This window comes from Echinicola salinicaeni (assembly GCF_014280965.1).
In the GTDB taxonomy this organism is placed as follows: domain Bacteria; phylum Bacteroidota; class Bacteroidia; order Cytophagales; family Cyclobacteriaceae; genus Echinicola; species Echinicola salinicaeni.
Window position 1 is genome coordinate 88,777 of record NZ_JACODZ010000009.1, and the last position, 15,130, is coordinate 103,906.

The window sequence follows — 15,130 nt, forward strand, 5'->3', positions numbered from 1 at the left end:
GAAAAATATCAATATGAACAATATAACCCGAAAGACCTTTTTGAAGCAATCCTTGGGGATTGGTACTGCATTATATTTTATCCCAGGTATGAGCATCCCTGGCTTTTCCAATACGGGCAAAATGAATAGCTCTGCTTTAATGGAGAAGATGATCAAAGCAAATGATGAACATGTCCAAGCACTATTGACAAAAGGGGAATCTGCCAACAGACATGGAGGAAGGAGCAATGGGTATAATTTTGCCAAATTTTCAGCAGCTTATTGTTGCAAGGAATCTAAGTTTTATGAAGATAAGAACCTGATTAAAGCTTTAGAGGAAACGGCTGATAAGCTGATAGCCAGTCAAAGGCCTGATGGTACTATCAATGCGGGAAATTTGGAATCTCCACCGGATACAGGGTTTATCATGAAGCCACTATGCTCCGGTGTATATATTTTAAGCCAGAAGGAAGACAAGGAACTTAACACGGTAAAAGTTAAAATCAAGGAGTTTATTCAAGATGCCGGAGAGGCTTTGGTGGTAGGTGGGATCCATACGCCAAATCATAGATGGGTGGTCTGTCAGGTTTTGGCCATGATCCATAGGCTTTATCCAGATCAAAGGTATATTGATAGAATAGATGATTGGCTGGATGAGGGGATTTATATGGATGAAGATGGGCATTATCCAGAGCGAAGTATGAATTATTCTGATGTTGAAAATAGTGCTTTTCTAACGCTTGGAAGAATTTTGGATCGGCCATTTCTCTATGAGGCTCCGAGGAAAAGCCTTGAAATGACCTATTATTATATGGAACCAAATGGGGATCTTGTAACGACAGATTCTAGGAGACAGGATCAATATTCCCATAGAAGCATAGTAGTGCAATACCTTCATTATAGACATTTGGCGATTTTGGACCAGGATGGAAAATTCGCAAACATTGTTAAAATGATAGAAAGCTTTCCAGGCTTTGAGGAATTGATTATTGAGGAAGAATTGTATAGTTTTATGGATAATGTACTATTGCAAGAGGATCTTCCGACCATAGAACCTGTTCCAAGCAATTTTGAAAAATTATTTAAAACAAGCAGCCTTGCAAGGATACGAAGAGAAGATACCACTGCTACCATATTTGGAGGGGTGGACTGGCCATTAATTATTGCATCTGGAAGATCTGTCAGCCCTAATTTTTTCAGCTTCAGGAAGGGAAAAGCTATTTTATGGTATATGCGTATGTCAGCAAACTTCTTTAGTATGGGACACTTTAGAAGTGAAGGCTTAGTAAAAGAAGGGAATAAATATATCCTACATAAAAAACTGGAGGTTCCTTATTATCAGCCCTTACCCAAGGAAGAAAGAAACAAAGAAGGATATTATGCACATACTCCAAGCAAGAATGACAGGTTTTGGAGTAAAATGGCCTTTGACAAGAGACCTGTCAGTAATGTAAAAACACTGGACACAACTGTGATCATTGAGGAAAATGATGGGAAAGTGGGTGTTAATTTTGATGTGGGTGGTCTAGAGGGAGTAACGGTTACCATTGAATTGTGCTTTGATCAAAATGGACAGTTAAAGGGCGTGGAAAAAGTAGGAAATAGTGATAACTATTTTCTTTCTAATGGGAAAGGCAGTTTTGAAAATGAGGGAGACAAAATCACTTTTGGCCCAGGTGTGAAAATGCACGAAAGAATTAGGAACTTAGATGGTGAAAAATATAGTGTACATTTTGGTTCCTTAAGAACTGAAGGAAATCATGTATACTTGACTGGAATTACACCATTTACTCATACTTTAACCTTTGAATGAAATTTATGAACCAAGTTAAGCAAGTATTATTTTTCTGGATGGGAGTTTCGCTCTTTTCTTGTCAACAAGATCGAGAGAATCTCAGCAAATTATCAGTAGAAAATTTATCAAATATTGATTTAAAAGAGAAATCAGTAAGAGTTTCCTTGGAAGAGTTAGGGGAGCCGGTCTCTTCAAAACAATATCCCAAACTTAGTGATGAACAAGGGAATTTTATACCCAGTCAATTGGTAGATGAAGATGGGGATGGAAAATCTGACGAATTGTTTTTTTTGATTGACCTTGAGGCAGGCGTAAAGAAACTATTGCATCTGGACTGGATTGAGGAACCAATTGAAATGACACAGCGTACTTATGTTCGTTTTGGTGTTCGACCTTCGGTCAATGATACGGTGAGACCTGCTAAAACAGATACTTTTTATCCAGATATGTTACCAGGGGTAATGGGCTACCAGCCTTACCAAACTGATGGCCCTTCATGGGAAAATGATAAAGTTGGCTTTAGACATTATCTAGATGGAAGGAATTCAAAGGATGTTTTTGGAAAAAAGACTGAAGAAATGTCTCCAGAGGATGTAGGTATTAATGAAGAAGGTGTTACAGAGGATAATTACCATGTGATGGAAGATTGGGGAAGGGATATTCTTTCCGTTGGGAATTCTGTTGGTTTGGGAGGTTATGCTTTGAAAGTGGGAGATGAACTTCTAAGGCTAGGAGTAATACAGCAGGACAGTCTTAACAATGTCTCGGAAACCACATTTACCGTGAGAGAAAGTGGTCCAATTCTATCCTTAATGGAATATGATTATAAGAACTGGAAGCCAGAAGGGACAGGAAGAACTTATCAGGTAAATGAAAATACTGAAATCTGGCCTGGGATGTATGCTTATAAAAATACCATCAGTATGACAGGACTGGAGGGAGATGAAGAAGCTATTGTTGGATTGGTAAATAATCAAACTGATAAGAAGCTTGAAATTATTGAAGTAGGTGATTTTGTGCTGCTCTTTACCCATGATAAGCAAACCTATGATAAGGAATGGTATTTAGGCTTAGGGTTGATTTTATCAAAGGAAGACTATTTGGGCTGGATGGAAGCCCCTTCTTCCGGGCAAATTACGGATACGTATTTGGCAAGAGTTAAGATAGAAAATGATAAACCGATTAGCTATTACGCAGTGGCTTCATGGGAGCTGTCAGAGCCAGGTTTTACCCAAGAAGATTATTTCATGGATTATATAATAGGTCTAGCCGAGCAAATCAGTGCGAAAGTGGAAGTTGAAGTACAAAATTGAAAACAATTAGGAGAGAATTAAGGCTATTCCTGATAGAATAAGCCGATGAAAAAGATGATTAGAATGAAATGTTCAGATATAGTAAGGAGTAATTTAAGCAGTAAGTCAATTGGTTTATTGCCATTGCTAATTTTGGTTTTTGCCCTTGGGTCAAATTTATATGCTCAGGAAAAAATTACTGACACCAATACTCCTTTGCATCTTATTCAGCCCGATTACCCTGTTCCATATGGTGAAATTCGGCAGGAAGAAACCCAGGAAGTTTTGAACAGGGTTTATGGATATTTGAAAGAAGTTACTCCAGCAGGATTGGTTGAAGGTGAAACAAATACCTTGGTTAAGGATATTTCCATTGCCTCACAGGATGCTGTTTTAGCTCAAGGGGATTTTAGGTTATTGAGTTATGAATGGGGAGTGACCTATGCGGGGATGTTGGCTGCAGCAGAAGCAACCGGTGAGGATAAATTCAAAGAATATACTTTTGATCGTTTGTCCTTTTTAAATGAATTATACCACCATTATGGCTCAAAGACATTATCAAGAGAAAAATCAAGTCCTATCGAGAAGGTTTTGAATCCTCATGCTTTGGATGATGCCGGGGCAATGTGTGCTGCTATAATCAAAGCTAGAGAAGCAGGCATAGATGTGGATATGACTCCAATAGTGGATAATTTCATTGATTTCATTATTAACAAGCAGTATCGATTAAAAGATGGGACCCTTGCCAGGAACAGGCCTCTCATAAATACACTTTGGCTGGATGATCTGTTTATGAGTGTTCCGGCTTTGGCCCAAATGGGGAAGCTTAGTGGAGAAATGATGTATTTTGATGAGGCAACCAAGCAGGTAGAATTGTTTTCGGAACGAATGTTCAATGCTGAAAAAGGAATTTATATGCACGGTTGGGTAGAAGGTGCAGAAAGCTTTCCTGAGTTTCATTGGGGTAGGGCCAATGGCTGGGCGTTTATGACTTTGGTAGAACTATTGGATGTTTTACCTAAGGAACATCCAAAATATGACAAAATGATGAGCTATTTCCTAGCCCATGCTAAAGGACTGGCTCAATATCAATCAGGATCAGGGTTTTGGCACCAATTGATAGATAGAGAGGATAGTTATTTGGAAACATCAGCTACAGCAATTTATACTTATTGCTATGCTAAGGCGATAAATAATGGCTGGTTGGATTATAGGGTTTTTGGTCCATTGACAATTTTGGGATGGACAGCGGTGGCCACCAAGGTAAATGAGAAGGGACAGGTAGAAGGGACTTGCGTGGGAACAGGTATGGGGTTTGATCCTGGCTTTTACTACTACAGACCCGTGAATGTTTATGCAGCACATGGATATGGACCAGTTCTTCTCGCAGGTGCTGAAATAATTAAAATGCTTAATAATAGTCCATTCCAAATAGATGAAACAGCTGTTCAATTTTCTGAATAAGCAATTATAAAAAGGATTGATTTGAATCAAAGAAGGTCTGTGCTATTTAGGCTTAGACCTTCTTGGTTTTTGGGATAATATTCTAAATCCAATGATGAAATCAAATGAAATTTTATGTGTGCCGTATAAAATTTTGATTTTATACGGTTTCTGATTTTTAGTCCTAATGCGCAAACCTTTGCATAATTAGATTTGCTAGGACGGATATTTAGGTATTTATTTGATAATAATATTACTGGAAATTATAACAATGGAATTGCTTGAAGTTTGAGTTTATGCTAGAATTAAAGAGTTCTATAAGAGAAAATCTCGAGTGATATTAGAAATAGATAAATTAAATTGAAATTGGGGTTTATAGACGGGGATCTTTTTTCTTTTAGAGGAAAGATCCTTTTTGATTTTTGTGCCAAGTGGATCAGGTTGAAATTGAGTTATTTTTTAGGGATTACTGCTGTGTGTTAAAATGCGAATGTATTTTTGCTAAAATTCAATTTACAATTATGCCTCTAGTTAAATCATTTCTCCCTATTCTGAAGAATTGTGGCCTGCTCTTTATCCTTTCTGTTTCTGTCATTGATTTGCATGCGCAAAATTTTGATTTGATACCTAAGCCCGTTGCTCTAGAGAGAACAAATGGGAATTTTAAGGTTGATGATCAATTGTCTGTTTATATAAATAAAATGAATCTGGAAGATCATGCTGTATTATTAAAAGCAGGTCTGGGGCTTTCAAATGCTTCTATTAAACTATCTAATGATTCACAAACTCGGGATAATGGGATTTACCTTTCAATAGATAAACAAAAAGCCAATATCCATAAGGATTACTATCAAATTGATATTACCGAGGATCAGATAATTTTAATTGGTGCTTCAAAATCTTCTTTATTATTGGCAGTCAATAGATTGGTCCAACTTAATCTATTACAGGAAAACAGGGATCTTCTACCCGCTATTTCGCTTATTGATTATCCGAGGTTTGATTATAGGGGCTTACATATCGATGTTAGTAGACATTTCTTTCCAGTCCCATTTCTGGAAAAAATGATTGACATGATGGCCATCTATCAGCTGAATACTTTTCACTGGCATCTCACAGATGGTCCAGGATGGAGATTGGAAATTAAGGAATATCCCTTATTGACTCAGAAGGCAGCCTTTAGAACACATGGGGTATGGAAAGATTGGTGGGATTCATCAAGACAGTATATGCATGAAGGCGATCCTCAGGCATATGGAGGTTATTACACACAAGAGGAAGCCGCTGCTTTGGTAGAATATGCTGGAAAAAGAGGAATAACTATCATTCCAGAAATAGAAATTCCAGGACATTCTGAAGAAGTATTGGCATTTTATCCTGAACTGTCTTGCTCTGGAAAGCCATATACCCAAAGTGAGTTTTGCTTGGGAAATGAAAAGACATTTGAATTTTTGGAAAATGTACTAGCTGAGGTCATAGAGATTTTTCCTTCAGAGTATATTCATATAGGGGGAGATGAGGCTTCCAAGAAAGCTTGGTCCACTTGTAAGAAATGTCAAAGGAGAATAGATGAGGAGGGTTTGGATGATGAGGAGGAATTACAAAGCTATGGTATCAGAAGGATAGAAGAATTCCTGTCCAGTAAAGGTCGAAAGTTGTTGGGCTGGGATGAAATATTGGAAGGAGGATTGGCGCCAGGAGCTACCGTAATGTCATGGAGGGGCGAAAATGGAGGAATTGCCTCTGCAAAAGCCGGTCATGAGGTAATCATGACGCCGGGTGCTTATTGTTATTTTGATAAGTACCAAACCAATCCTGCCACTCAACCCCTGGCAATTGGTGGGTATTTACCTATTGATAAGGTCTATTCCTATGATCCAGTTCCTCAGGTATTAACCAAAGAAGAAGGGAAATTGATAAAAGGTGTTCAGGCTAATGTTTGGACAGAGTATATCTCAAGCCAAGAACATGCGGAGTATATGATCTTCCCGAGGTTGTTGGCTTTGGCGGAGGTAGCATGGATAGCTCCTGAAGAAAAGGAATGGAATGATTTTTTTAAACGGCTTCAGTCACATTATAGGCTTTTGCAACTTAAAGGAATCAATTATTATAGGCCTATAGCAGAGGTAACCATAAAGTCTGTGGCTGATACTATTAAGCAAGCTTCATTGGTTAGTATATCTGCTGAGAGGTATGGAGCAGATATAAGATATACTTTAGATGGAACAGATCCAGATAAGGATTCCAAAATTTATAATGGCCCATTTTATGAAAAGGGAATCAAAGAAATTAAGGCAGCAATAGTCTTGTCAGATGAAGAAATGGGGCCTGTAAACTCAAAAGAATTGGTTTATCATTTAGGGGTTGGGTCAGAAGTGAAGTATTTGCAGGGGTATAGCCAAAAATATGCTGCTCAGGGTGATAAAACATTGGTCAATGGGATGCTGGGCAATTTCACTTATAGTGATGGCCAGTGGCAGGGATTTGAAGGAAAGGATCTGGATGTGGAAATTCGTTTGAATGAACCGGAGATGATTTCTGATGTAAAGGTTCCATTTATGCAGATCATAGGGCCTGGGGTGTTTTTGCCTTCAGAATTAGCGGTCTCATGGTCACTGGATGGTAGAGAATTCTCAGAACCAAAAATAGTTACCCATAATATTTCAGAAAGCAATCCAGATTTGATCATTTATGTATTTGAAATACCAGTGGGCGAAAAAATCCAGTACTTGCGCGTTCATGGAAAAAATAAAAAACGGGCCTTTTTGTTTGCTGACGAGGTGGTGTTTTATGGCGAATAAATTAAAAAGATTTTGTACAAACTGGTATATTATACAAACTGGGTGTAGTTTAAACTACACCCAGTTTTTTTTGTTCATTTTTGGCTAGTACCCAAATCATAGATTTCCTGAATCTCTTTTAGCTTTTCAAAAAAATCGATATTTAAATCTATCAAATTCCCGGTATGTATGTCAAATACCCATCCATGAACGGTGGGGAAGCCATAGTTGAGATAATGTCGCTGAACACAGGCAGTCTTAATTACATTAAGGCATTGCTCTTCTACATTGATTTCTACTAGGCGGTTATATTTTTCATTTTCGTCTTTAATGGAATTGAGTTCATTCCTATGCATACGGTATACATCCCGGATATTTCTTAACCATGGGTTCAGTAAACCAAGGTCCTTTGATTCCATTGCTGCTTTAACTCCACCACAGGAATAATGCCCACAAACTACTATATGTTTGACCTCAAGGTGGGTCACAGCATATTCAATAACAGATGCAGAACTGCTATCGTTATTAGGGACTAAGTTGGCAATATTTCTATGAACAAACATTTGACCTGGTTGAATTCCGGTCATTTCTTCGGCTGTAACCCTACTATCGCTACAACCTATATATAGTAATTCGGGGGATTGTCCTTTAGAAAGGTGCTCGAAAAACTCAGCTTCAGTGGCTTTTTTACTGCTTACCCATTTTTGGTTATTTCTGAAAATCTGCTGGTAAAGATTCATGCTGTTACTCCTTTTAAGAACTAAATTTTTCTTAATATAAGCTTTATTATTTTTCTAAAGCGGCATTAATTTGTTTTTGATAAATGGGGTGGGTGTTTGGATATGATCAGATGAAAACATATCATAAATACTTTAGTATTATTCAGTGTCTTGAAAGGTTTATTATAAGTCAATAATAAAATGTTTTGTTTAAATAAAAATAAAAAATATTAAACAAGATGAATTATTTTATGTTCCTTTGTATTAAAATAAACAATTACATGAATAGATTAATTATACTCATTTTTTCAATCATATTATTTTTAAGCCTTGTTTCAAATGTACAAGCGCAAGAGCCAAGTGGAACGGTTGCTGGTATTGTGAAAGATGCCAAAACCCAAGAACCTTTGGTTGGGGTAGCTGTAAAACTGCTAAATACAGAACTGGGTGCGGTAACAGATTTGGATGGTTTTTTTAAAATTAACGATGTCCCGCCCAAAACATATACTTTAGAAGCTTCATATATCGGCTATACCAATAAACAGGTTTTTAACCTTACCGTTAGATCTGGTGGAAATCCAGATGTGAACATTTTTTTGGAAGAAGAAGTAAGTGAATTAGAAGGAGTGGTGGTAGTAGCCAATACCTTTGGCAAAGATGAAGAAACGCCATTATCAGTAAATAGACTTTCCTTAGAAGAAATAGCTACTTATCCTGGTGGGAATAATGATATTGCCAAAGTAGTACAGGCTTTACCAGGTGTTTCTGGTTCAGTTGGAGGATTCAGGAATGATGTGATCATCAGAGGGGGAGCACCCAATGAAAATGTCTACTATTTGGATGGGATTGAAATCCCAAATATTAATCACTTTTCTACACAAGGAAGTGCAGGAGGTCCTGTGGGATTGCTTAATGTATCTTTTTTTGAGGGAGTAAGCTTGTCCACTAGTGCTTTTTCTGCCAATTATGATAATGTACTTTCTGGCGTATTGCAATTTGATCAAAGGGATGGAAATAATAGGAAGTTTCATTCTAATGTTCGGGTAAGTAGCAGCGAAGCTGCTTTGACTTTGGAAGGTCCTTTATTTAAGGGTGACAAGGAGTATTCGAAGACATCATTCATTGCTTCGGCAAGAAGGTCATATTTGCAGGTGTTATTCAAAGCCTTGGATTTGCCCTTTTTGCCTGATTACTGGGATTTTCAATATAAAGTATCCCATGAAATCGATAAATATAATAGCTTAATATTTACTGGGCTTGGCTCAATAGACGATTTTGCTATTAATCAACCCGATGATATTGACGAGGAACAGCAGGCCACCCTCGACCAACTCCCAGTTATTAAACAATGGTCAAGTACTCATGGAGTTGTATGGAAAAGACGATTCAAAAATGGCAGCGGATTTATGACTACGGCACTAAGCAATAATATCCTAAATAATAATTTCAGGCAATTTGAAGATGTGGTCAATGAAGAAGGTGAATACCTTAGCAATGATTCAAAGGAACAAGAAACAAAGCTCCGCTATAACCTGACCAAATTTATAGGTGATTGGACGCTTAGTACAGGAGCTGTCCTTCAGCGTGCAGATTATAAAAATAGCTCAGCAGATTTAGTGAATGATTTTGTATATGAATCACAGTTGGATTTTTTACGATATGGAATTTTTGCTCAGTTGACCCGTAATTTCTTTCAGGAAAGGCTCAGTCTTTCTGGTGGCTTCAGGATGGATGGCAATGATTTTATGGTAGATGGGAATAAGTTCCTCAAGACTTTGAGCCCGAGGTTGTCTTTTGGCTATACACTTGATGAAGCACGGAAATGGAGTTTTAATGGTTCGATAGGGCGTTATTATAAAATTCCTCCATATACGGTGCTAGGTTTTCAAAATCAAGAAAAGGAATTTGTTAACAGGAATACCAAATATATACAAAGTGACCATTATGTCGCAGGTTTTGAATATTTGATCAACCCTTCTACTAGATTTACGCTTGAGGGTTTTTATAAAAAGTATGACAATTATCCAGTAAGTTTAAGTAAGAATGTTTCTTTGGCTAATTTGGGAGGTGATTTTTCTGTCCTTGGTAATGAACCTGTAGAAAGTGTAGGGAAGGGAAGGGCTTATGGTGCAGAATTGCTGTTACAGAAAAAGTTTACCAAGAACTTTTATGGTATTTTAGCTTTGACAGTTTTTAAAAGTGAGTATACAGGCTTAGATGAAGATGTATACCTTCCATCTTCCTGGGATAATAAAACCTTATTGACATTTACAGGGGGGTATAAATTTGACAATAATTGGGAGATCAGTACCCGCGTGAGGTATCTTGGGAAAACGCCTATTGCCCCTGTGGATGAGGAAGCGACTTTGGAGAGTTATCCAGCAATCATAAAGGATTATTCAAGACAGGGGGAAATACTTCTTTCCGCCTTTAACCAGACAGATTTAAGGATAGATAAAAAATGGAATTTTACCAATTTCACTTTTAATGTCTTTCTGGAATTCCAAAATCTTTTGGGGCAAGATACTCCTTCTGAGCCACTTTATGGATTAGAGCGTGATGATGAAGGGAATATTACAGAACCTAGGACCTTGAAGCAAATACCTTCCATTTCCAGTGGTTCTATTTTGCCTTCCATAGGGCTAGTTTTGGATTTTTAAGCACTTGGAAATAAATATTAAGTAGAAAGGGGCAAGGCTTTAAGCTTGCCCCGTTTTTATTTTGCAGTGAACTTTTTTTACGATGATTAGTAAGGTAACTGGTTTTTGTATTTTGATGGGCTGCAGCCAAATTGCTTATTAAAGCACTTACTAAAGTATTTAGGGTTGCTAAAGCCAACCATATAGCTGATTTCTGCAACCTTTAAATCACCTTGTAAAAGTAATTGTGCTGCTCTCTTCAACCTGATAATGGTAATAAAATCATTAGGAGTATGGCCAGTTATGGCTTTGATTTTTTCAAACAATAAAGTGCGGCTCAGCCCCATTTCTTTAACAAAGGCCGATATATCAAAATCAGTATCATCAATATGTTTTTCAACTACCTCAATCGCCTCTTTCATCCATTCGTTATCCTTGTTTGAAACCCCAATTCCTGAAGGTTCCAAGTCTGGCTTTTGTTTGAAAGTCGCCATGAGCCTTTCTCTGGTATTGAGTAAATTCCTGACTTTAGAGATTAATAGATCTAAAGGAAATGGTTTGCTTAAATAATCATCAGCCCCTGATGCATATCCTTCTCTTTGGTAGTCATAGGCGCTTCGGGCAGTGAGCAATATGATTGGTATATGACTGGTATTTAATTCTTGTTTTAGTAATGAGCACATGGCCACACCATCCATTTTGGGCATCATAACGTCAGAAATGATAAAGTCAGGATGATAGAGTTGGGCCATTTCTATCCCTTGCTCTCCATTTTTTGCAGTGATTACCTGGAAATGTTGGTTTAAAACTCCTTTCATTAAAGATAGTAGTTCAACATTGTCTTCCACTAGTAATAGCTTCTTGTTAAGTAAGCTAGGATCAGGATGAATAGATGAACCCGAATTCTCAAGGGAGCTTAATAAGTGCCGATCAATATTATTCAATTCCTGCTCAATGGGAAGGCTTTTGCTCTCTTGTTGCGTAGGGAATTCCTTAAAGTCATGGGGAGCAAAATGGGCTTTTCCGTAGGGAATCAATACAGTAAACGTAGTTTTTTCATTAGGTAGGCTTTCCATTTGTATTAATCCATGGTGGAATTCTACGATGTTTTTACTCAGGGCCAATCCTATTCCTGTACCTGCAGTTAGATTTCCTTCACCATCTTCAACTTGGAAAAACCTTTCGAAGATTTTCTCTTGATGTTCTGGTAAAATTCCTTTACCATTATCTTCTACTTGAATAGCCATGGAAGCTAGGTTTCCTGCTTTTGTATTTATAGTGCTGTTAAATAAGCTCAGGGAGATTTTTCCACCATCAGGAGTGAATTTGAAGGCATTATAGCAAAGATTATAACAAACTTTCTCCATTTGGTCTAAATCAAACCAAACACTTTCTGGCAGTTCTTTACTGCAATTTAAACGAAAGTCAATATTCCTATGCTTAGCCATTGCCTCAAAAGAGGTGAATATATTTTGTAGAAAATTCTTTGGGTTTATTTCTTGGACTTCAAGTTTTACATGCCCGGTTTCTTGTTTTCTAAATTCTAATAATTGGTTAATCAATCTCAATAAGCGGGCTGCATTATTGTGAATGGAGTTAAGCTGATAATGTATTTGCTGGGATATATCTGTTCGTGAAATCAATTGTTCTAACGGAACTTTGATCAACATAAGTGGAGTTCTCAATTCGTGGGAAATATTAGTAAAGAACCGGAGTTTAAGTTGGTTGATTTCTTCTTGTTTTTGGTGTTCTAGACGTTCGAAGCGTAAATCGTTTTTTAATTTTATTCGAAAGCTGATGATGGATTTAATAATATAAGCCGCTAAAATACCAAGTAATATATAGGCCAGATAGGCTGGAGTACTTTTGTACCAAGGAGGAAGAACAATCAGTTGTAATAATCTTTCTTCAGAACTTTGTAACCTATTTTCTGAGGTTGTTTTTAGTCTAAAAGTATATTCTCCTGCTTTTAGGTTGGCGTAAGGGGCATACCTTCGGTCTGCATCTGTATAGATCCAGTCATTGTCAAAACCATCTAATTTATAGGCATATTGAATTTTGTCCTGGCCATTGAATTCTATAGCGCTAAAGGCCAGTTCAAAGCTATTATGATGATCATTTAAAATAAGTTTATCACTGAAACTGATACTTTTTTCCAAAAGTACCTCGTTTTCAATGGTGTCACCTGGACTTACCAGATGATTCAAAACCCTTAGCTGAGTTAATTCTGGTACCTTAGGAACTTGTGTTTGCCTGACCTGATCAGGTAAAAAGGCATTAAAACCATTGGTCCCTCCAAAGTAGAGTTTACCTGTCTTTTTATCCTTAAATGCGGCACCTAAGTTAAATTCATCAGATTGGAGGCCATCTTCAGCGGTATAATTCTTGAAAATACCTTTTTCCGGTTTATAAAGGGAGATACCTTTCATGGTACTTATCCACAATTGGCCTGTATTATCCTCAAGGACAGCCTTGATGACATCACTTGGAAGCCCGTCTTTTTCTCTAAAATATGTGAAATGACCAGTATTTGGATTCATTCTGTTGAGCCCTCCCCCAAATGTTCCTATCCATAAATTCCCTTTTTTGTCCTCATAAATGCTTGTGATAATATTGTGACTAATACTATTGGGTTTTGTTTGATCGTGCTGGTAATAGGTAAACTGACCATTGTCAAAATTATATTGGTTCAAGCCACCTCCATAGGTTCCTATCCATAATCTGTTCTGACTATCCAATAACAATGATCTGATGTCATTGAAACTCGGTGTTTTGTTATTATTGGGGGTATGCAGAAAGCGTTTGAATTTTCCCGTTTTAGGATCAAATTGATTTAAACCACCTCCATTAGCTGTTCCAACCCATAATTGACCATTATGATCTTCTGTAATTGCCCAAACCTCATTTTTGCTGAGTGATGTGGTATCGTTTTCTTGATATAAATAGGAGTTGAATTTTTTTGATTTTAAATCATAGCTATATAAGCCAGAACCATCTGTGCCTATCCAAAGCTTTTCCTTTTGGTCTTCGTATATAACTTGCACATTGGTCTGTGCAGAATTATTTGTACTAAATTCTGGTAGTGTTATTTTTTCAAATTCAGTTTCTTGGTTTCTTTTTAGGTTTAAGCCACCGTTAAATATTCCTACCCAAAGATTAGACTTACTGTCCATTAAAATAGATTTTACCATTTTGCCTGAAAGACTACCGGATGTATTGATTTGTGGTCGGTAGTGTTCAAAATGTTGGGCATTGGGATTGATCTTATTAAGCCCTTCACCGGAATACATGCCAATCCAAATATTGTTATCCTTATCTTCAAACAACCTATAGACGGATCGGCCATTTAAACTATATGGATCTGAGGGATTGTCCTCATAATGAAAAATATGATCTTTTTGTTGGTCTAAGACATAAAGACCTCCTCCTAAGGTACCTATCCATAAATGACCTTGTTGGTCCTCTAAAAAGCAGGTAATATTCTCTTTTTCCATCTTTTGAGAAAAAGACGGGGAAGGAGGAACAAATTGATGAAACTCTTCTTCTCCATTGGTCTTTTTAAATACTCCGTGCTTTTCTGTTCCTATCCAAATTGTACCATCGCTGGCCTCATAAAATGCTTTAATGGATTTGATCTTTTGTCCTGAATGGTAAATAGCTTTCTCAACAAAATTACTTGATTTTGGTGCTAGAACCTGCATACCCTCTTCATAGGTTCCTATCCAAATGTACCCATGACTATCTTCAAAAACCTGCCATATTTTATTATCATTAATACTTGAATTGAATTTGTTTAAATAATTGATTTTAAAGCTTTTAAAGTAATTGTTTAAAGTGATTTCTTTGTTGTTTTTTTCAGGGCATATTTTATAGATTCCATCAGATAAAGTACTTACCCAGACATCCCCGTTCTTATCAATGATCAGATTGTTGGTCTTTGCCGAATTGGTCAAATCGGGAATATTTGTTTCCTCATTCAGTGATAAAAATTTTTCTGTTTTTGGGTCAAAGATATTAATACCACCACCTTCAGTACTGATCCAGATGAACCCATTTTTATCTTGGACCAAATCACGGATCACATTATTTCCTAGGCTAAAATCATTAAACGGGGAATGTTTAAATATGGTAAACTGATAGCCGTCGTATTTAGCTAAGCCATCATCTGTGCCAAACCATAAGAATCCTTTTTGGTCTTGCATAATGGCCATTACAGAATTTTGGGGCAAGCCATCTTGGGAGGTATAGTGTGTGAATTTATAAAATGGATGGCCAGTAGCTTGTGCCTTTGCATCCAAAACTTTAAAGGTAAATACTGCTAATAAAATGAATAAGATAACCTTAAAGTAACCTGTATAATGGTAACCTTTGGAATAGAAAACATGGTCAGTTTTATGATGAATAAAATAGTTAATGAAAATCATGGGTATTAATTCAGATTTCTAATCTAATTTTTTCCATTGATATCTTCAGTTTGAATTTT

7 protein-coding genes are annotated in these 15,130 nt (G+C 37.0%); 5 read left to right on the forward strand and 2 right to left on the reverse strand.

The annotated features are described in order from the left end of the window. The first annotated feature begins 13 nt into the window (after window positions 1-13). The 4 genes from H7U17_RS17635 to H7U17_RS17650 all read left to right on the forward strand — a co-directional run bounded on the left by H7U17_RS17635 (window position 14) and on the right by H7U17_RS17650 (window position 7,310). A complete protein-coding gene (locus H7U17_RS17635; RefSeq protein ID WP_186758076.1) occupies window positions 14-1,792 on the forward strand; it encodes a hypothetical protein in 1,779 nt (592 codons plus the stop codon). A gap of 5 nt (window positions 1,793-1,797) precedes the next feature. Next, window positions 1,798-3,087 (forward strand): DUF4861 domain-containing protein, encoded by a 1,290-nt coding sequence (locus H7U17_RS17640; protein ID WP_186758077.1) that lies wholly within the window; start codon window positions 1,798-1,800, stop codon window positions 3,085-3,087. 45 nt (window positions 3,088-3,132) lie between these two features. Beyond that, window positions 3,133-4,530 (forward strand): glycoside hydrolase family 88/105 protein, encoded by a 1,398-nt coding sequence (locus H7U17_RS17645; protein ID WP_230981474.1) that lies wholly within the window; start codon window positions 3,133-3,135, stop codon window positions 4,528-4,530. Between the two features lie 500 nt (window positions 4,531-5,030). Then, window positions 5,031-7,310: a beta-N-acetylhexosaminidase gene (locus H7U17_RS17650; protein ID WP_186758078.1), complete on the forward strand. Its 2,280-nt coding sequence runs from the start codon at window positions 5,031-5,033 to the stop codon at window positions 7,308-7,310. A 74-nt stretch (window positions 7,311-7,384) separates the two neighbouring features. On the opposite strand, the gene H7U17_RS17655 is transcribed toward H7U17_RS17650, so the two are convergent. Beyond that, window positions 7,385-8,029 carry a carbonic anhydrase gene (locus tag H7U17_RS17655; protein ID WP_186758079.1) on the reverse strand — a complete coding sequence of 215 codons (645 nt, stop codon included), beginning with the start codon at window positions 8,027-8,029 and terminating at the stop codon, window positions 7,385-7,387. A 260-nt stretch (window positions 8,030-8,289) separates the two neighbouring features. On the opposite strand from H7U17_RS17655, the gene H7U17_RS17660 reads away from it, so the two are divergent. Beyond that, window positions 8,290-10,668 (forward strand): TonB-dependent receptor, encoded by a 2,379-nt coding sequence (locus tag H7U17_RS17660; protein WP_186758080.1) that lies wholly within the window; start codon window positions 8,290-8,292, stop codon window positions 10,666-10,668. A gap of 86 nt (window positions 10,669-10,754) precedes the next feature. On the opposite strand, the gene H7U17_RS17665 is transcribed toward H7U17_RS17660, so the two are convergent. Further along, on the reverse strand, window positions 10,755-15,071 hold the full coding sequence (locus H7U17_RS17665) for a hybrid sensor histidine kinase/response regulator transcription factor (protein ID WP_186758081.1): 4,317 nt from the start codon (window positions 15,069-15,071) through the stop codon (window positions 10,755-10,757). Window positions 15,072-15,130 lie beyond the last annotated feature (59 nt).